At 65.5% G+C, this 19,454-nt stretch carries 15 protein-coding genes; 10 read left to right on the forward strand and 5 right to left on the reverse strand.

Annotated elements, in window-relative coordinates; all coding sequences use genetic code 11:
- Positions 1–4 precede the first annotated feature (4 nt).
- The 8 genes from QFZ94_RS09400 (at position 5) to QFZ94_RS09435 (ending at position 8,779) form a co-directional block, all read left to right on the forward strand.
- Complete coding sequence (locus QFZ94_RS09400) at positions 5–919, forward strand: DNA-methyltransferase (protein ID WP_429456426.1); 915 nt, start codon at positions 5–7, stop codon at positions 917–919.
- 80 nt (positions 920–999) lie between these two features.
- Positions 1,000–1,812, forward strand: a complete 813-nt coding sequence (gene trpA, locus QFZ94_RS09405) for a tryptophan synthase subunit alpha (protein WP_429456428.1) — start codon at positions 1,000–1,002, stop codon at positions 1,810–1,812.
- Positions 1,813–1,890: 78 nt separating this feature from the next.
- Positions 1,891–2,763: an acetyl-CoA carboxylase, carboxyltransferase subunit beta gene (gene accD / locus QFZ94_RS09410; protein ID WP_176378872.1), complete on the forward strand. Its 873-nt coding sequence runs from the start codon at positions 1,891–1,893 to the stop codon at positions 2,761–2,763.
- Positions 2,764–2,986: 223 nt separating this feature from the next.
- A complete protein-coding gene (gene folC / locus QFZ94_RS09415) occupies positions 2,987–4,297 on the forward strand; it encodes a bifunctional tetrahydrofolate synthase/dihydrofolate synthase (protein ID WP_368584165.1) in 1,311 nt (436 codons plus the stop codon).
- Between the two features lie 29 nt (positions 4,298–4,326).
- The gene (locus QFZ94_RS09420) at positions 4,327–5,262 is read left to right on the forward strand and encodes an SPOR domain-containing protein (RefSeq protein WP_429456431.1); all 936 of its coding nucleotides are present in this window, start codon (positions 4,327–4,329) and stop codon (positions 5,260–5,262) included.
- Between the two features lie 7 nt (positions 5,263–5,269).
- Complete coding sequence (locus tag QFZ94_RS09425) at positions 5,270–5,821, forward strand: CvpA family protein (RefSeq protein ID WP_368584163.1); 552 nt, start codon at positions 5,270–5,272, stop codon at positions 5,819–5,821.
- 89 nt (positions 5,822–5,910) lie between these two features.
- Positions 5,911–7,461, forward strand: coding sequence for an amidophosphoribosyltransferase (purF, locus tag QFZ94_RS09430; protein WP_368584162.1), 1,551 nt, complete (start codon positions 5,911–5,913; stop codon positions 7,459–7,461).
- A 121-nt stretch (positions 7,462–7,582) separates the two neighbouring features.
- Complete coding sequence (locus QFZ94_RS09435; RefSeq protein ID WP_429456434.1) at positions 7,583–8,779, forward strand: O-succinylhomoserine sulfhydrylase; 1,197 nt, start codon at positions 7,583–7,585, stop codon at positions 8,777–8,779.
- 20 nt (positions 8,780–8,799) lie between these two features.
- Here QFZ94_RS09435 and QFZ94_RS09440 read toward each other — a convergent pair whose 3' ends face one another.
- Positions 8,800–9,588, reverse strand: a complete 789-nt coding sequence (locus QFZ94_RS09440) for a helix-turn-helix domain-containing protein (RefSeq protein WP_429456436.1) — start codon at positions 9,586–9,588, stop codon at positions 8,800–8,802.
- Between the two features lie 19 nt (positions 9,589–9,607).
- Positions 9,608–9,949 carry an FKBP-type peptidyl-prolyl cis-trans isomerase gene (locus tag QFZ94_RS09445; RefSeq protein WP_368584159.1) on the reverse strand — a complete coding sequence of 114 codons (342 nt, stop codon included), beginning with the start codon at positions 9,947–9,949 and terminating at the stop codon, positions 9,608–9,610.
- Positions 9,950–10,145: 196 nt separating this feature from the next.
- Here QFZ94_RS09445 and QFZ94_RS09450 point away from each other — a divergent pair, with 196 nt between their 5' ends.
- Together QFZ94_RS09450 and QFZ94_RS09455 are read left to right on the forward strand one after the other, a co-directional pair.
- Positions 10,146–10,967 (forward strand): sensor histidine kinase, encoded by an 822-nt coding sequence (locus tag QFZ94_RS09450; RefSeq protein ID WP_410848781.1) that lies wholly within the window; start codon positions 10,146–10,148, stop codon positions 10,965–10,967.
- A gap of 91 nt (positions 10,968–11,058) precedes the next feature.
- Entirely contained in the window at positions 11,059–12,402 is a 1,344-nt protein-coding gene (locus QFZ94_RS09455) for a hemolysin family protein (protein ID WP_429456439.1), read from the forward strand.
- 40 nt (positions 12,403–12,442) lie between these two features.
- Here the strand turns inward: QFZ94_RS09455 and treY are convergent, their stop codons facing one another.
- Genes treY through treZ form a run of 3 tightly spaced genes read right to left on the reverse strand, consistent with a single transcriptional unit; the run spans position 12,443 to position 19,412 of the window.
- A complete protein-coding gene (treY, locus tag QFZ94_RS09460) occupies positions 12,443–15,310 on the reverse strand; it encodes a malto-oligosyltrehalose synthase (RefSeq protein WP_429456441.1) in 2,868 nt (955 codons plus the stop codon).
- Entirely contained in the window at positions 15,307–17,511 is a 2,205-nt protein-coding gene (gene malQ / locus QFZ94_RS09465) for a 4-alpha-glucanotransferase (RefSeq protein WP_429456443.1), read from the reverse strand. Before malQ ends, treY begins: the two co-directional genes overlap by 4 nt.
- On the reverse strand, positions 17,508–19,412 hold the full coding sequence (gene treZ / locus QFZ94_RS09470) for a malto-oligosyltrehalose trehalohydrolase (RefSeq protein ID WP_429456445.1): 1,905 nt from the start codon (positions 19,410–19,412) through the stop codon (positions 17,508–17,510). The genes malQ and treZ overlap by 4 nt, the downstream gene beginning before the upstream one ends.
- Positions 19,413–19,454: the final 42 nt, after the last annotated feature.

The following is a 19,454-nucleotide window of genomic DNA, read 5'->3' on the forward strand; positions in this document are numbered from 1 at the left end:
GACGATGCGTGACGAGTTCGACGAGCCGCAGCCGGCGATTGAAACCACGAATCCGGCCGCCGAAGTACCGGCGGCCGCGGCATCTGCACCGCTGCTTGCGCAAGTGCCGGCTGGCATTCAGCTGTTGAACCGCGATTTTCTGACCGATGTAGCGAACATTCCCGACGGGTCGATCGACCTGATCGTCTGCGATCCGCCTTATGGGCTTGGGAAGGATTATGGCAACGACTCGGACATGCGCACGGGCGAGGAATTTCTCGTCTGGACGCGTGGCTGGCTCGAGCTGGCTGTCCCGAAGCTCAAGTCGTCGGGTTCGCTCTACATTTTCTGCACTTGGCAATACGCACCGGAAATCTTCAGTTTCCTGAAGACGAAACTCGTGATGGTCAACGAAATCATCTGGGACCGGCGTGTGCCGAGTATGGGCGGCACCACGCGCCGCTTTACGTCGGTGCACGACAACATCGGTTTTTTCGCGGTGTCGAAGGACTATTTCTTCGATCTCGACCCCGTCCGCATCCCGTACGATGCAGTCACGAAGAAGGCGCGTTCGCGAAAGTTGTTCGAAGGAAGCAAGTGGTTGGAGCTTGGCTATAATCCGAAGGATGTCTGGTCGGTCTCGCGTCTGCATCGGCAGCATGCGGAGCGCGTCGCGCATCCGACCCAGAAACCTCTGGAAATCGTCGAGCGAATGGTGTTGTCCAGTTGTCCGAAGGGCGGCCGCGTGCTCGACCCGTTCATGGGCAGCGGCACCACCGCAGTCGCTTGCGTCCGTCAGCAGCGCGAATTCGTCGGCTATGAGATCAACGAGAGCTATTGCGCGATAGCGCGCGAGCGCGTCAGCGCCGCTGCTACGCCTGCAGCGCCGCGTCGGACTCGAGCGAAGCCGAAAGTGCAGTCGTCGACCGAACTGCAGTGAAAAGCGCGCGATACGCCGCTAGTTTCGCCTAAAGGCGCGCGGCGATGAGCGCGCGGTAGCCCTAATTCGAGAATACTTCCATGTCCCGTATCAAGAACACGTTTGCCGCGCTGTCCGCCCAAGGGAAGAAAGGCTTGATCCCGTTCATGACCGCTGGCGATCCGGACCCGGCTCGCACGGTCGAATTCATGCACGCGCTCGCCGCCGGCGGTGCCGATGTGATCGAACTCGGCGTGCCGTTTTCCGACCCGATGGCCGACGGCCCGGTGATCCAGCAGTCGTCCGAACGCGCGCTCGCGAAGGGTGTATCCCTGCGCCACGTGCTGGCCGACGTCAAACGCTTCCGCGAAAGTGACGACAAAACCCCTGTTGTGCTGATGGGCTACGCGAACCCGATCGAGCGGATGGGCGCCGAGGCCTTCGCGAAAGCCGCGAAAGAAGCCGGTGTCGATGGCGTGCTGGTGGTCGATTATCCGCCTGAAGAATGCGCTAACTTCGCCGAACAGATGCAATCCGCCGGTATCGATCCGATCTTTTTGCTCGCGCCGACCTCAACCGACGAACGTATCGCCGAAGTCGGCCGCATCGCCAGCGGCTACGTCTACTATGTGTCGCTGAAAGGGGTCACCGGCGCCGCAAATCTGGACGTTTCCAGCATCGCGAGTAAAATCCCGGCCATCAAGTCGCGCGTCCCCCTGCCAGTGGGCGTCGGTTTCGGCATTCGCGACGCGCAAACGGCGCGTGCGGTGGGCGAGGTGGCCGATGCCGTCGTAATCGGCAGCCGTATCGTTCAATTGCTCGAACAGGCAGCCCCTGACGCAGCTGCCGAGACGCTCAAGCGTTTCGTTGCAGAAGTGCGCGAGGCGCTCGATAGCGTCGCGACTGCCCGATAACAGTTATTTTTGTCGCGGTAACGTGAGCGGCGGGCTCGTCCCGCCGTTTGCGCGACTGCTGACCCAGAAGGATTCCCTATGAGCTGGCTCGATAAGCTGCTGCCGCCAAAAATCAAACAAACCGACCCGAAGAACCGCAAGGGAATTCCGGAAGGCCTGTGGATCAAGTGCCCGTCGTGCGAAGCCGTGCTGTATCGCAACGACGTCGAGGCCAATCTGCATGTTTGCCCGAAGTGCGACCATCACATGCGCATCGGCGCGCGTGAGCGGCTCGACAGCCTGCTCGATCCGGAAGGCCGCTACGAAATCGGCCAGGAAATCGTTCCGGTCGACGCGCTGAAGTTCAAGGACAGCCGCAAGTACCCCGAGCGCATCAAAGAGGCGATGGACGAAACGGACGAGACCGATGCAATGGTCGTGATGGGCGGCGCGATTCACACGCTGCCGGTCGTCGTGGCGAACTTCGAGTTCTCGTTCATGGGCGGCTCGATGGGCTCGGTGGTCGGCGAGCGTTTCGCGCGCGGCGCGCAGAACGCGCTCGAACAGAAAGTGCCGTTCATCTGCGTCACCGCTTCGGGCGGTGCGCGGATGCAGGAAAGCCTGCTGTCGCTGATGCAAATGGCGAAGACCACCGCGATGCTCACGAAGCTGGCCGAAGCCAAGCTGCCGTTCATCTCGGTGCTGACCGACCCGACGATGGGCGGCGTGTCCGCGAGTTTTGCGTTCCTCGGGGACGTCGTGATCGCCGAGCCCAAGGCGCTGATCGGCTTTGCCGGCCCGCGCGTGATTGAGCAGACGGTGCGCGAGAAACTGCCGGAAGGGTTCCAACGCGCCGAGTTCCTGCTGCAAAAGGGCGCGATCGACATGATCGTCGATCGTCGCAAGCTGCGCGAAGAGATCGCGCAACTGCTGGCGCTGTTGAGCCATCAGCCGGCGGACGCGGTCGCGTAAGAACCGGGTACCGAAGCAAAAATAGCGCGCCGTGCGAGCAATCAAGCGGCGCGCTGTCATTTCCGGGATAATTACGGTCGCCTGCGATCCCGTGGCGCGGTTTATGCGCACAAACCCGATCTCCACCGATGACCGGCGACCCGCGATCCGGACGGCAACCGCCTGACCGCACCTTCGCAGCACTGCAGAACCGAACTACCGCGACTCACTCAAGATTCACCCGATGACGACATTCCCTACCCTCGACGCGTGGCTCACGCACCTTGAATCCGCGCATCCGGTCGGCATCGACATGGGTTTGAGCCGCATCTCCCAGGTACGCGATGCGATGCAGCTGTCGTTCGCGTGCCCGATCATTACAGTCGGCGGCACGAACGGCAAAGGGTCGACCTGCGCGATTCTCGAAGCGATTCTGCTGCGCGCGGGCTATACGGTCGGTTGCCACACGTCGCCGCATCTGCTTTCGTTCAACGAGCGCGCGCGCATCAACGGAGCAATGGCGAGCGACGCAGATCTGCTGCCGCACTTCGAAGCGGTCGAAGCCGCGCGCCAGAGCTTGGCTAAACCGGTCTCGCTGACCTACTTCGAATTCACGACGCTGGCGATCATGAGCCTGTTCGCGTCGCGCGGCCTCGACGCGGTGATTTTCGAGGTCGGCCTCGGCGGCCGTCTCGACGCGGTCAATATCCTCGATACCGACTGCGCGATCATCACGAGCATCGACATCGATCACACCGACTATCTCGGTGATACACGCGAGAAAATCGCCTTCGAAAAGGCCGGTATCTTCCGTCCCGGCAAGCCGGCGATCTGCGCGGACCCGGTGCCGCCGCAATCGCTGATCGATCACGCGGAAAAGATCGGCGCGCAATTGTGGCTGTTCGGCCGCGACTTCCGTTACGAAGGCCAGGCCGGCAGTGAGCGCCAGCAGTGGAGCTACGTCGGTCCGACGCTGCGCCGCTCGGCGCTCGCCTATCCGTCGCTGCGCGGTGCGAATCAGCTTATCAACACGTCGGCGGCGCTGGCCGGGCTCGAAGCGTTGCGCGACCGTCTGCCGGTGTCGGCGCAGGACATTCGGCTCGGCATCGCCAACGTCGATCTGCCGGGCCGCTTCCAGGTGCTGCCGGGCAAGCCGTCCATTGTGCTCGACGTCGGCCACAACCCGCATGCCGCCGCGGTGCTCGGGCAGAATCTCGGCAACATGGGCTTTTTCCCGTACACGTACGCGGTGTTCGGTGCGATGCGCGACAAGGACATCGCCGGCGTGCTCAGTCATCTGAAAGGGGAGATCGATCACTGGTGCGTGACCGATCTGCCGACCCCGCGCGCCGCCTCCGCGCTAGAACTGGAAACCGCATTGCGCGAGCTGGGCGTGGAAGACAGCGCCGACAGCAGCGTCACGCGTTACGCGACGCCGGCAGAGGCTTTCCAGGACGCGCTAAAACGTGCGTCAGAGAATGATAGAATCGTGGTTTTCGGCAGTTTCTATACGGTAGCGGGTGTGATGGCCTACCGGAAATCGCAGCAACACTGAGCGGGCGCCAGGCTCGAACCAAGCGATTCATGGGAATTTTCTCGTTCGGCAAGAAAGACGACGCGCCCAGCAGGCGCGGCGCAAACACCAGTTCCAATCGGGCCGCCCGGGGTGAGCGCGTCGAGCGGCGTACCCGCCGCACCGAGCGCACCGTCGATGCAGACGCAATGCTGCTCGACCCCACGCTGCCGGAAAAGCAGCGCGCGCGCCGCCGGCTCGTCGGCGCAATCGCACTGGTCGTCGCGGCGGTAATCATTCTGCCGATGGTGCTGGATTCGCACCCGAAGCCCGTCACCGACGACATCTCAATCGACATTCCTAGCCGGCCCTCGCCGAGGCTCTCCAGGTCCACCGCCAACGAAGACGTGCAAGCCGGCGTCGCGCCGGACAATCCGCCGGCCGCCGACAGCGGCATCGCCGCGTCCAGCCTTGCGCCGGCAGCGACCGCGGCATCCGCCGCGACTACGGCGGCGGCCCCGGCCTCCGCCGCGAAACCAGCGCAACCGACTCAATCGACTCAATCGACTCAATCGACTCAATCGACCGCAGCGAAACAGGGCACGACCTCGTCCGTCGCAACCGGCAGCGTTACCGCCGCGACACCGAAGCCCGCCAAACAGACGAAAGCACCCGCCGCCGCACCGTCGGCATCGACCGACGACGACGCGAACCCAGCCACCGCCAGCGCCGACGCGAATTCCGGCACGCCGGCCTCGCCGCCGGGCAACCGTTTCGCGGTGCAGCTCGGCGCGTTCTCGAACGAAGCGAATGCGCGCAATTGGGCCGCGAAGTTGAAAGCGGCGGGCGTGCCCACATATACCGAGCATAGGAAGCAAGCCGACGGTTCGACGCTGACCTTGCTGCGTGCGGGCCCGTTCGCCGACCGTGCCGCGGCCACCGCCGCTGTCGCGAAGGTCCGCGAGGCGGGCCTCGTGTCGGGCTCGAACGGCGGCGGCGCACAGTAAGCGAGCGATGTTCACTGCCTTCGACTACGCTGTAATGGCGGTGATCGGTTTGTCGGCGCTGCGAGGCGCCTGGCGCGGTTTGCTGTCGGAAGTGTTTGGTTTGATCGGCTGGGTCGCGGCGTTTTTCGTCGCCTGCGAGTTCGTCGGCTATGTGGTCCCGTATATCCCGTCCACCTGGCCGGGCGGCGCGTTGACGCAGTGGCTGCTGGCTTTTTCGCTCGTGGTGATCGGCGTAGTGCTGGTCACGAGCGTGGTGAGCGCGCTGCTCAGCCGCCTCGTGCAGGTCACGGGACTGGGCGGTGCGGACCGCTCGCTCGGTTTGATGTTCGGCCTCGTCCGCGGGGTCGTTCTGGTGCTGATTCTGGTCGCCCTCGCAGGCTTGACCGAACTGCCCAAAGAGGAATTCTGGCGCAATGCGCTGCTTCGTCCGTATGCTGTTGCGGGCGTCCGCGCAATGAAACCGCTGCTCCCCGAGGCGCTCGCCGCTTACGTCCATGTGGACGATCTGGGCGCCCCGAGCAACGCGCAACAGGACTCCGGCGCATACCGGCTGCCTTGACGGCGTAGCGCGTCCCGTCGCATCGAAGCGCGGGCGCGAGCATAGGCACCGGTCGCCATCACGAATTTTGTACCTTTGAAGGACATGCCATGTGCGGCATCGTAGGCGTAGTTTCCCACTCCCCGGTCAACCAACTGATCTATGACAGCCTGCTGCTGCTGCAGCATCGCGGTCAGGACGCCGCCGGCATCGCGACGGCGAACGGCAGCAATTTCCACATGCACAAGGCCAACGGCATGGTGCGCGACGTGTTCCGCACGCGCAACATGCGTAGCCTGCCGGGCACGACCGGCATCGGCCAGGTCCGTTACCCGACCGCCGGTTCGGCGTCGAGCGAAGAAGAGGCGCAGCCGTTCTACGTGAACGCGCCGTTCGGCATCATCCTCGCGCACAACGGCAACCTGACCAACTGGCAGCAGCTGAAAGATGAGATGTTCCGCATCGATCGCCGCCACGTGAACACCAATTCCGATACCGAAGTGCTGCTCAACGTGTTCGCGCACGAGCTGCAACTGTCGAGTTCGGGTCTGCAACTCGATCCGGCCGCGCTGTTCAAGGCGGTAGCGGGCGTGCATCGGCGGGTGCGCGGTTCGTATGCGATCGTCGCGCTGATCGCCGGTTACGGTCTGCTCGGCGTCCGCGATCCGTTCGGTATCCGTCCGCTGTGCCTCGGCAAGCTGGAGACGCCTGAAGGCGTCGAGTGGATGCTGGCGTCGGAATCGGTGGCGATCGAAGGCATTGGTTTCGAATTCGTGCGCGACGTGCAGCCGGGCGAAGCGGTTTTCATCGACGCAGAAGGCCAGCTGCATTCGCAACAGTGCGCGACGGCTCCGAGCCTGAACCCCTGCATCTTCGAACTCGTGTATCTGGCGCGTCCGGATTCGGTGCTCGACGGCGTGCCGGTGTACAACGTGCGCCTGCGCATGGGTGACTACCTCGCCGAGAAGATCAAGCGCGAACTGCCCGACGTCGCAATCGACGTCGTGATGCCGATTCCCGACTCGTCGCGCCCGGCCGCGATGCAAGTCGCGAAGAAGCTCGGCGTCGAGTATCGCGAGGGCTTCTTCAAGAACCGCTATGTAGGCCGTACCTTCATCATGCCGGGCCAGGCGGTGCGCAAGAAGTCGGTGCGCCAGAAGCTGAACGCGATGAACATCGAGTTCAAGGGCAAGAACGTGCTGATCGTCGACGACTCGATCGTGCGCGGCACGACGTCGCATGAAATCGTGCAGATGGCGCGCGATGCGGGCGCGAACAAGGTGATTTTCGCGTCGGCGGCGCCGCCGGTGAAATTCCCGAACGTCTACGGCATCGATATGCCGACGCGCGGCGAACTGGTCGCGCACGGCCGCTCGGACGAGGAAGTCGCGCGCATGATCGGCGCGGATCACCTCGTGTATCAGGACGTCGACGCGCTGAAGCAGGCGGTGCGCGATATCAATCCGGCGCTGAGGGCGTTCGAGGCTTCGTGCTTCGACGGCAACTACGTGACCGGCGACATCACGACCGAGTACCTCGACCGCATCGAAAGCGCGCGTCTCGCGCCGTCGTCGCAATCGGATCGCGATGCCGCGAGCGAAGCGATCGACGGTGGTGGCCCGGCGCGTTCGCAGCTGCATCTGCAACTGTCGGTGGGTTGAGCGTACACACCGCGCCCCTCCCCACACGAAGCCCGCTTATGCCGACGCAAAAGCGGGCTTTTTTGTTGCTGCCTCATTTAGCCACCAAAGCCGCGACGGACTCCTGGAGACCAGACCCAACATGGACGACTCCCTGAACCTCGACTTCGACACGCTGGCCGTCCGCTCGGGCACCGCGCGAAGCAACTTCAACGAGCACTCGGAAGCGATCTTCCTGACCTCGAGCTTCGTATTCGCGAGCGCCGCGGAAGCCGCCGAGCGCTTCAAGAACTCCGAAGACTATTTCACGTACTCGCGCTTCTCGAATCCGACCGTCTCGATGTTCCAGGACCGGCTGGCCGCGCTCGAGGGCGGCGAGGCCTGTATTGCGACCGCGTCGGGCATGGCCGCGATCATGTCGGTCGTGATGTCGATGTTGCAAGCGGGTGATCACCTCGTCAGCTCGCGGGCGCTGTTCGGCTCGACACTCGGCATGTTCTCGCAGATCTTCAGCAAGTTCGGCATCACGACTACGTTCGTCGATCCGACCGATTTGAACGCGTGGAACGAAGCGGTGCGTCCCGAAACGAAGATGTTTTTCCTCGAGACGCCTTCCAACCCGCTGACCGAGGTTTCGGATATCGAAGCGATCGGCAGGATCGCGAAAGCCGCGAATGCGTTGTTCGTCGTCGATAACTGCTTCTGCAGCCCGGCGTTGCAGCAGCCGCTGAAACTGGGCGCGGATGTCGTCATGCATTCGGCGACCAAGTTCCTCGACGGCCAGGGCCGCGTGATCGGCGGCGCGCTGGTCGGTTCGAAGCAATTCATCATGGAAAAGGTGTTTCCGTTCGTGCGCAGCGCCGGGCCGACGCTGTCCGCGTTCAACGCGTGGCTGCTGTTGAAAGGCATGGAAACGCTGTCGTTGCGCGTCGAAAAGCAGTCAGCGAACGCGCTCGAAATCGCGCGCTGGCTCGAGTCGCATCCGGCCATCAATCGCGTGTTCTATCCGGGGCTCGAATCGCATCCACAGCATGCGCTCGCGATGCGTCAGCAGAAGTCGGGCGGCGCGATCGTGTCGTTCGAATTGAAGGGCGACACGCCCGAGCAGATGCGCGCGAACGCATGGCGCGTGATCGACGGCACGAAGGTCTGTTCGATCACCGGCAACCTGGGCGACACGCGTACGACGATCACGCATCCGGCGACGACCACGCACGGCCGCATCACGCCCGAAGCGCGCGCGGCGGCGGGCATCAGCGAAGGTCTGATCCGGCTTGCGGTGGGGCTTGAAAACGCGGGCGATATCCGTGCGGATCTGCGGCGTGGCTTAGAAGGCTGACAGGACCTTCGCCGCCGCCCTCAGTGCCGCAACGCGCGCCACTGTCCGGGCGCGAGCCCAAAACGCCGCGTAAATGCGTGCGTGTAAGCGCTCTGATCGGCAAAGCCGATGTCGAGCGCAATATCGGTCAACGAAAGACGCGGGTCCGCGAGCAGCGTGATCGACGTGTCGAGCCGCAGCCGCTGCAAATAGCGATGCGGCGTCTCGCCGAACGCATCGATAAACAGTTGATGAAAACGCCGCATGCCGAAGCCGCAGTGCGCGGCGAGGTCCGCGATCTTCAGCGGCTCGGACAGATGCGCGCGCAGCCAGCGGTCGATGCGCGCGAAATCGAGCCGAACGCCTTCGCTCTGCGCACCGGCGAGTGCCCCGGAATCGACGACGAGCGCGGCGCCCAGACGTGCCGCGGCATCCCAATGGAAGCGACAGTGACCGACGGCATTATCTTGCGCTTCACCCGCGCCGCCCGCCGCATGCGCGGCAATCGTGTGCACGAGCTGTGCGAGCGATGGATCGACGGCCACGGCTCGCGCGCGCTCGAACAGCCGCTCGGGCACCGCCAGCGACGTCGCGGGCAAATCGAGTACGAGCTGACGGTTCGTGCCGACGCCCGAGTAATCGTGCCGCGCGCCGGCCGGGATCAGCCATGCGGAGCCGGCGTCGATCTGCTCCGCGACGCCGTCCACCGCCATCACCATCGCACCGTCGAGTCCCAGCACGACTTGATGGAAGTCGTGCACGTCCGACGCTTCGATCGCGCCGTAGCAGCGCAGCGAAACGTTAGGGGCGGTGACGGCGGCGTGGCTCATGGCAATACTTGGGTCTAGCTCAGACCGCGAGCAGTTCGACTTCGAACACGAGCGTCGCGTTCGGCGGAATCACGCCCCCCGCGCCGCGCACGCCGTAGCCGAGTTGCGGCGGAATGGTCAGCTTGCGCTTGCCGCCGACCTTCATGCCTTGCACGCCTTCGTCCCAGCCCTTGATGACCATGCCGCCGCCCAGCACGAACGCGAACGGGTCATTGCGGTCCTTGCTCGAATCGAACTTCTGGCCGTCGGTCAGCCAGCCCGTGTAGTGCACGGTCACGCTCTTGCCGGCGACGGCTTCGGCGCCGGTGCCTTCCACGAGGTCTTCGTACTTCAGGCCGGATTCGGTCGTCATAGTCGACATGCGTTGCTCCTCAGATCAAAAACGTAAAACCGACATTGTAGGCGCGTTGACGCCGATCGCCGAATCTTGTCCGGTTTCGCGCATGGCATGCGGATTGCGTCGCGTCTCGCGGTTCGGCCTCCACTGGTCGGTCCGAACGGGATGCCTATAATGAGGCTTCCCCCCATCATCCAGCACTGCCTGAGAGGACTCGATCGTGACTACGTCACCCACCGGGACTGCTGGCGCCCAGCCGGCGTCGGCCGGCTTCGTCATCTCCGAACGCAGCGCGCTGCTGCGCGCGGAAACCGCATTGTTCATGCGCGATCATGTGCTGTCGCTGGTGTCGCACGACCTGCGCGGTCCGTTGAATGCGATTCATAGCTGGGCTTACGTGCTCGAGCGCAAGCTCGACGCGAACGATCCCAACTCGCAGCGCGCGATCACCGGCATTCGCAGCGGCGTCGATCAGCAGGTGAAGCTGCTCGAGACGATCGTCGATACGACGCGCGCCGAAACCAAATCGCTCGCGCTCACGTATGAGCCTTTTCCGCTGCATCCGCTGCTTGCCGAAACCGTCGAGGAAGTCCGCGCCGGCCTCGCCCGCGCGCGCGGCGTCGACGTGCGGCTCGACTCGCAGATCGCCACCGAGCAACTGAACGGCGACCGCGTTCGTCTTGCCGCCGCGCTGTGGCTGATGCTGACGTTCGCCGTCGAAGCGAGCGCGCGGGGCGCCGAGGTCGCACTGGCCGCGCGCGCGGACAACGGCACATGGCATGCGAGCGTCACGTACGAGCCGAACGAGGCCGCGTTGAACGACGCCGCGCTGCCGCACGTGCTCGAAGCGTTCGCGCGCAAGCAGGCGGGCGAGCCGCGCGAGGCGAAGCGCATCGCGTGGGTGTTCGCGTTGTGCAAGCGCGTCGCGGAGGCGCACGGCGGCAGCTTCGAGCAAAGCGATTCGACGGAAGCGGGCAGCGTTACCGCGACGCCCGCTACGCTCGTGCTGCGCGTGCCGTTCAGCGCGGCGGTGCCGAAATGAGCGTCGCACGCGAATGCGTTTGCGCACAATAAAGATTTCATTGAGCTTTCAGCCCCTATACTGACAACTTTTGTTGCCGGAGCCCGTCGCTTTGATACAGGTTGTCGCCCTCATCGGTGCAATGTTTCTGGTTGCACTCAACGGCTTTTTCGTCGCAGCCGAATTCGGTCTGGTCAAACTGCGGCAGACCCGCGTGCAAAGCCTCGCCGCCCAGCATGGCATGCGCGGCCGTCTGCTCGCGAAGGTGCACGGACAGCTCGACGCCTATCTGTCGGCCTGTCAGCTCGGCATCACGCTCGCGTCGCTCGGGCTCGGCTGGATCGGCGAACCGGCTTTCGCGCAACTGCTGATGCCGCTTTTCTCGTTGATCGGCGTCGAGTCCGAGAAGCTGATCCACGGCATTTCGCTGTTCTTCGCGTTTTCGTGCATTTCGTTCCTGCATATCGTGGTCGGCGAGCTCGCGCCGAAATCTCTGGCGATCCGCGAGGCGGAGAAAATTTCCCTATGGGCCGCCACACCGCTGTACGCGTTCTACTGGGCGATGTACCCGGCCATCTGGCTGCTCAACACGAGCGCGAACGCGGTGCTGAAGGCCGCGGGCCTCGATACCGACCACGGCCACGACTCGCGTTACTCGACCGAAGAACTCAAGCTGATCCTGCGCGGCCGCCGCGCGAACGTCGCGAGCGAACTCGGTTCGTCGAGCGGCGCGTACAGCCAGGACGAATGGAACACGATCGCGCACTCGCTCGACTTCTCGCGTATGACCGTATCGGACCTGATGCGGCCGTCGCATGAAATGGTTTGTCTGCGGCGCGATCTACCGCTGCGCGACAACATGCAGGTGGTCGCGCGGCACCGCTTCAGCCGCTATCCGCTGTTCGAGGATGCCGCGGGCGAGCGCGTGGCCGGCATGATCCATCTGAAGGATCTGCTGCTCGCGCGCCAGGCGGGCAGCACGCTCGAAGACCTGTCGCGCTACGTGCGCCCCGTGCAGTACGTGAAGCCGGACATGCCGGCGCTGGAACTGTTCCGGCGCTTTCGCAAAGGTGCGCCGCACTTCGCGCTGGTCGGCCACAAGAACGAGAAGCCGATCGGCTTCCTGACGCTCGACAACCTGCTCGGCGCGCTGGTCGGACAGATCCACGACGAGTTCCGTCAGGGCGACGCCGACTGGACCCGCATGGACGACGGCACGCTGATGGGCAAGGGCAGCTTGCCGGTGGTGTCGCTCGAACGGGCGCTGGGTATCGACATCGATGAGGGCAAGGCCGAGTCCGTGGGCGGCCTCGTGATCCAGGCGCTCAACGATTTGCCCGGCGAAGGGCAGCGCGTCGAGTTCGAAGACTTCGACGTGGTGGTCAAGAAGATGAAGGGACCGCGCATCGTGCTGGTGCGCGTGTATCCGAAGGTGTTCGACGACGAGGGCGGTTGAGGCCCGAGCCGACCCCCAGCCTCAACCCGGTTCATCCGCCTCAGCTTCGAGGCACCCCATCCTCCACCAGCACCGCGACCGGCATCGCGGCGAGCGCGTCGCGCAGATACAGCAGCCCGTGATCGTCGACTTTCGGCGCCGCGGGGCTCAGCCAGTCGAACAGCGCGCGCGCCGACAGATCGGGCGGCATCTCGATGGCCGTATCCGCCCATTGCGCCGGTTCGACGAGCGGCAGATCGCCTTCGTCGCCAAGCAGGCCCGCGGCCAACCGGCTGGCGATCACTACGGCCCACGCATTGCCATGGCGCCGCGCGAACGCGATCACATTCGACGCATGCACGCCGCGCACCGTGAGCTGCAAATACGTGCCCTGACTCAGCAGCTCCGGCAGATGCGCGCGCAGCGCCAGCACGCGCTGGATCATCGCGAGCTTCACGCGCCCGTCGCGCCAGTCCGCGAGGAATTCCGACGGCGGCGTTTGCGGCTGAGGCAGCCATGCCTCGCGTTTCGCGAAATCGACGGGCCGCCGATTGTCCGGATCGACAAGGCTGAAGTCCCACAGCTCGGTGCCTTGGTAAAGATCGGGGATTCCTGGTGACGCGAGACGCAGCACCGTCTGCTGCAGACTGTTGAGCGCGCCCGCGCGACCGATTCGCTCGACGAACGCAGACAGTTCCTTCAGGAACGCGTCGCGCCGCTGCGGCGCGAGGATGCCGAACAGAAACTCGCGGCAGCCGGCTTCGTAGGCTTCATCGGGGGCGAGCCAGCTGGTTTGCAGCTTCGCCTCGCGCAGCTCCTTCAACTGCCATTGCGCGACGCGCTCGGCCAGCTCCTTGACGCCGGCTTCGTCGTCGGCCCGCAGATCGGGCGGCCAACAGCCCACCAGCGTCTGGTACAGCATATCCTCGGCGGCGGGGCCGGGAGCCCATGCGTCGCTCTTGTCCTGGCTCACGCTGCTGATCGGCGTGCCGTCGAGCGCGCGTCGCTGCGGCGCGTTCAACGTCGACCATGCACGCAGCGTCGCGCCCCATTCGTCGGCGATCTCGCTCAACACCGCGAGCCGCGCGCGCACGTCTTCACCGCGCTTGTGATCGTGCGTGGCGGTCGCCAGCATCGCATGCGGAAAACGTTGCGCGCGCTCGAGATTGCCCGCATGAAACTGCTCGACCGACAGCGCGAACTCGCCGGGATCCGAGCCCACTTCGTTGCGCGACAGCAGACGCCCGTAGCGATAGCAGGCGGTGTCCTCGATCGCTTTGGCGGCGAGCGGCGCGGTCAGCTGCGAAAACAGCGTTTGCGCGCTGCGCCGGGACGATCCCGCGTGCGGCGGCGGCCCGCCGCCTTGCGCCTGCTGCTGCGACTGCGCGCCGGGCCGCGCGGGCGGCCCCTCTTCGGCGCTGCCGCCGAGCCACGCATTCACGCGCTCGAGCGTCGCGTCGTCCGAGCGCGGCAGCGAAGCGCGCGCGCCGGCGAGCGCCTGCTCGAAATAGACGTTGTCGGCGGCGCTGCGCAGTCCGCCCAGCGGATACATGCGGTACACGGGGAAATGCACGACCAGTTCGGTCAGCACGCGGCGCAGCGCCGGGTACGTGAAGTCGCGCGTGCTCAGCGAATCGCGTGCGATCCGATGCAGTGCGCGCGCCGCGCGGTCCAGTTCCGCCGAGAAGTTTTCCGCGAGAATCTTGCGCCGTGCCGCGTGCGCTTCATCGGCGAAGCGCGCGCTGCGGCCGGTCAGCTCGGCCCAGGTGTTGGCGAGCGGTTCGGCGCCGGCCGGATCGTGCAGCAGCGCGCCGACGTCGCTCATGAAGTCGTAGCCGGTCGTGCCGTCGACGGGCCAGTCGTCGCGCAACGGCTCGCCGCGGCCGAGAATTTTCTCGACCACCACGTACGGCGCGGTGTCGCGCAACTCGCTGAGCCGCTGGCGCAAACGCTGGCAGTATTCGCGCGGCTCGGCGAGCCCGTCGATATGATCGATCCGCAAGCCGTCGATGAGCCCTTCGCGGTAGAGGCGAAAGATCAGCGCATGCACCGCCTCGAACACCTCGGGCCGCTCGACGCGCACGGCGGCGAGCGTGGAGATGTCGAAGAAGCGCCGCCAGTTCACTTCGTCGGAGGCGGTGCGCCACCACGCGAGCCGGAAATGCTGCCGCTCGATCAGCCGATGCAGCCGGTCGCGCGTGACCGGATCTTGCGGCGCGTAAGTCTCCAGCACGAACTCGATCGCCGACGCGCCTTCGCGCGCGACGAACTCGCGCAGCGCGTCGCGCGCCTCGGCGGCGCGCGGCTGATCGGCGGGCTGCGTCGTGAGTCCGTGAAAGCGATTGGCGAGCGCGCTCAGATCGGCGCGGTCGGCGCCTTGCAGGATCGCCGCGTAATCGACCGGGCAGACCGGGAACACGTGCGGACCGTAGCCGATATAAAAGCGTCCGCTGTCAGCGGCGAAATGCAGCGCGATGCGGCCCGCCACCAGTTCATCGCCGTACGACGCGCCGAGCGTCGGCAGCAGCACCTTGCCGCGCAGCGCGGGATCGGGCGAATGCCAGTCGACGTCGAAATGACGCGCAAACGCGCTGTGGCGTCCCCATTCGAGGATGTCGAGCCACCACGCGTTGCTCGAACCGCCGACGCCCATATGATTCGGCACGATGTCGGCGATGAGCCCCATGTCGTGCGCGCGCAGCTTGTCGACGAGGCGCCTCAAGCCCGCCTCGCCGCCGTATTCGGCGCTGACCTGGGTGTAGTCGACGGTGTCGTAGCCGTGCATCGAGCCGGGCTCGGCCGTCGTGATCGGCGACGCGTACAGATGGCTGATGCCGAGCGCGGCGAAATATTCGACGTGGCGCGCGGCGTCGTCGAACGTGAAGCCCCGATGGAACTGGAGGCGCAGTGTGGAGCGTGGGACGGTCATGGCGTGTCGGGCTCCGCGGAAGTGTTCGGTGAAGGCGCGGCGGCGCGGCGGGCGCCGTCGACGGCCAGCAGTCGGTCGGTGAATACAGGGTCGTCGAACATCGCGTCGACGGGCAGCGTCATGCGGCGGCGCCAGTTCGGATGTTCGTCGATCGAGCCCGGCAGGTTCGGCTGCTCGGCAAGCGCGAGCAGGTCTTCGAGCGGGAACGTGACGAGCGGCCCGGGCGTCGCGGCGACGAATGCGAGCGCTTCGTCGACTGGCGGGTTGTCGGCGTCCGGCGGCGCGACGTCGGGCGCGGCCACGCCCGCTCGCTGAAACGCGCGCCACAAGTCGGCGCGCTGCTGCGCGCGCTCTTCGAGCGCCGCTTCTTCGGGGTCGCGGCCGTCGGCGCGCGCCATCGTTTGGCCGATGCGATTGCGCCACATGATGTCGCTGCCGCGCCACCAGCCGGCAACGGTCGGCAAATCGTGCGTGGTCGTCGTGCCGACCGCGTAGCGGTCCCAATCGGCGGGCGCCTTGAAACCGTGGCCGTCGGGCGCGCCTTCGAACCACAGCACGCGAATCCCTTCGATGCCGTGCTCGTCGAGCCGCTCGCGAAAACCGGACGGCACGGTGCCGAGATCCTCGCCGATCACGATCGCGCGATGCCGCCACGATTCGAGCGCGATCAGCCGCAGCAGGTCTTCGAGCGGATAGCGCAGATACGCGCCGTTGCGCGCGCTTTCGCCTTCGGGCACGAGCCACAGGCGCCGCAAGCCGAGAATGTGATCGATGCGGATGCCGCCGGCATGCGCGAACGCCGCGCGCAGCATGTCGATGAACGCGGCGAAGCCTTGCGTGCGCATCGCGCGCGGCGAAAAGGTGGTGAGTCCCCACGACTGGCCGGCCTGGTTGAACAGATCGGGCGGCGCGCCGACCGACACGCCCTGAAGCATGTCGTCGGGGTAGGACCATGCATGGCTGCCGGCGCTGTCGCAACCCACCGCGAGATCGGCGATCAGGCCGACCGCCATGCCGGCTTCGCGCGCGGTGTGCTGCGCGTGCAACAGGCCGCGCGAGGCCAGCCATTGCAGGAACAGATGAAAGTCGACCTCGTTGCGCTGCGCGGCGGCGAACGCGTCGACTTCGGGGCTGCGCGGGTCGCGCAACGCGTCGGGCCAGTTGCGCCAATGGCCGTCGCCGCCTTGCGCGAGTTGCGCGGCTTGCAGCGCTTCGAAGCGCGCGTGATCTTCGAGCGCGCGCCCCGCGCGTTCGCAGAAGCCGTGAAATTCGAGTGCGCGGGGCGATTGCTGCGGGCGCTCGTGCGCGTTGAACTGCTCGTACAGCGCGCGCAATACCGAGAGTTTCAACGCTGTCGCGTGCGGCCAGTCGATCAGCGGCAGCTCTTCGTATTTCGACGATGCGTTGCCGGCCCGCGCCGATGCCGATGCGCACGCGTGGGCGCCGAACACCGCGGCCGGATCGATATGCGTGACGTTGAGCCACAAACGCGACGACGGTGCGTATGGGCTGAAGCGCTCGGGCTGCGCGCTGAACATCGCGTGGGTCGGACTGACGGCGAGTGCGTGTGCGCCGCGCTGCGCGCCGTGCCGCGCAAGCTGCGCGAGCGCCGTGTAATCGCCGATGCCGCCATCGCCGACGCGACGCAAGCCATACAGCTGCGCGGCGATGCCCCACAGGGGCGGCATCGGCGGCACGCCTTCGCGTTCGCCATCGCCTTCGCCGCCGTGCAGCGTGCGCCATGCGTCGGCGACGGTGTAGCAGCGCGGCGGCGCGACCGCGAGCGTCATGCGCTGGTCGTTGATCACGAGCGTGTGATAGCCGGCTTCGTCGATCGGCGCGAGCAGCGCTCCCTCGCCTTTCGGCGCGGTGAAGCGGCCGTCGATGATCGCGCCGCTCTCCAACTCGATCCGGTAATGGCTGCCCGACTTGACCGCGGCCGCCGGCAGCGCGATGCCACGCCCGATCACCGCGGTCATCAGCGGCGGTAGCCGGCGGCCCGATAGTTCGGCCTCCAGAGCAGCGGCGCTGTGGCGGATATCGGTGGCATTGCCGCACGGCAGACCCATGCGTTCGAGCAGCGTGCCAAGCGTCTTCTCGGGCACGTGCTGCGCGTTGTGGTGCGCGTCCTGCCACTCCACCTCGAAGCCTGCACGGGTGGCGAGCGCGACGAGCCGGTCGTTGGGGCGTCGGGTCGTCACGCGCGCTGCTCCTCGTGCGATGCGATGCGCGCATCGTGGCGGCTAGCGAATTCGTTGATGTCGCCGGTCAGCCATGCGATGCACGCATCAGCGGGCAATAGCCGCGCGTCGGCCTGCTCGCGCGCGCGTGGCGGCGTTTCGAAAATGATCTTGCCGGCGGGGATGTCGTCGAACGCTACGCTCTGTTTCGACAGATTCAGCGCGATCGACAGCGTCTCGCCATCGCCGAGTTTCCAGCGCGCGACTAGTGCGTTCGCGTCGCCGCCACCTGCGTCGCGCAGCACGGTCGCGCCGCACGCCTTCGTATGTTTCAGGCGTGGCGTGATCAGCTTCGCGCGCACCGCGAGCGCGGACTTGTAGTAATGCATCCAGTCGAGCCGATCCGGTGTCGGCTTCGCATCGGGCGCGGGTGGCGACGACGCGGCGAAGGTCTGGGCATCGTTCGGATCGGGAATCTGCGCGCGGCTTTTCTCGTCGCTGAACGCGGCGAAGCGCGCGAATTCACGGCGTCGCCCTTCGCGCACCGCGTCGGCGAGATCGCCGGTGTAATCGGTGAAAAACAGGAACGGTTGCGTCGAGCCGTATTCTTCGTCCATGAACAGCAGCGGAATTTGCGGCGACAGCAACAGCAACGCGGTCGCGGCGCGCAGCGCGTCGTCCGAAGTCAGCTTGCGTAGACGTTCGCCGAACGCACGGTTGCCGATCTGATCGTGGTTCTGCAAAAACATCACGAACGACGTCGGCGGCAGATGCGCACTCGCTTCGCCACGCGGTGCACCATCGTGCAGCGGCGACGGCTCGCCCTGATACGCGAAGCCTTCGGACAACACGCGCGCGAGCCGGCGAATCGGTTCGTTCGCATACGCGTGGTAATAGCCTTCGGTTTCGCCGGTCAGCAGCACGTGCAGCGTGTTGTGCGCGTCGTCGTTCCATTGCGCGTCGAAATGCGCGTCGAGCAGGCTCGCGCTGTTGTGCTCGTTTTCGAGCACCAGATGCACATGGCGGCCATGCTGCACGCGCGCGCGGATATGGTCCGACAGCTCGCGCAGCCACGCGGGGTTGTCGATCGCATGCACCGCGTCGAAGCGCAGGCCGTCGAAGCGGTACTCGTTGATCCAGTAGACCGCGTTGTCGGTGAAGAAGTCGCTGACTTCGCTGCGCTCGAAGTCGATCGCGGGGCCCCATGGCGTCTTTACGCCCGCGCGGAAAAACGGCTCCGCGTAAGTATGCAGATAGTTGCCGTCGGGTCCGAAGTGGTTGTAGACGACGTCGAGAAACACCATCAGGCCGATACCATGTGCGGCGTCGATCAGCGCCTTCAGTTCTTCAGGGCGGCCGTACGCGGAGTCGGGCGCGTACGGCAGCACGCCGTCGTAACCCCAGTTGTGACGGCCGGGAAAGTCGTTCAACGGCATCAGTTCGATAGCGGTGACGCCGAGCGCGGCGAACTCGGGCAGACGTTTTTGCACGCCCGCATAGCCGCCCATTGCACCGACGTGCAATTCGTACAGTACCGTTTCTTCCCAGGGCCGGCCGTGCCATTCGGTGTGTTCCCAATGGTAGGCGCGCGGATCGATGACCTCGCTCGGGCCATGCACGTCCCGCGGCTGGAATCGCGAGGCGGGATCGGGCACTGTCTGCTTGCCGTCGAGCTGGAACCGATACAGCGTGCCCGCACCGCTCTCCACGGTGGTCTCGAACCAGCCGTTGCCGGTCGGCGCCATGTCGTGCGTGCCTTGCGCGTGGCCGCTTTCGATGACCACCTGCACGCTGTTGCACGACGGTGCCCAGAAACGGAACCGCGTGCGCGGTCGCGCGCCGCTCGCGCCGATCAACTGCGCGCTGAACGGCAGACAGTGCGCGTGATGATGCGTGTGTGGATCAATCGGACTATCGGACATGTCTTCACCATTCGAATCTGCAAACGCGCCTGGCTAGCAGGG

It is taken from the genome of Paraburkholderia sp. JPY465, from assembly GCF_050436725.1.
Classification (GTDB): Bacteria; Pseudomonadota; Gammaproteobacteria; order Burkholderiales; family Burkholderiaceae; genus Paraburkholderia; species Paraburkholderia youngii.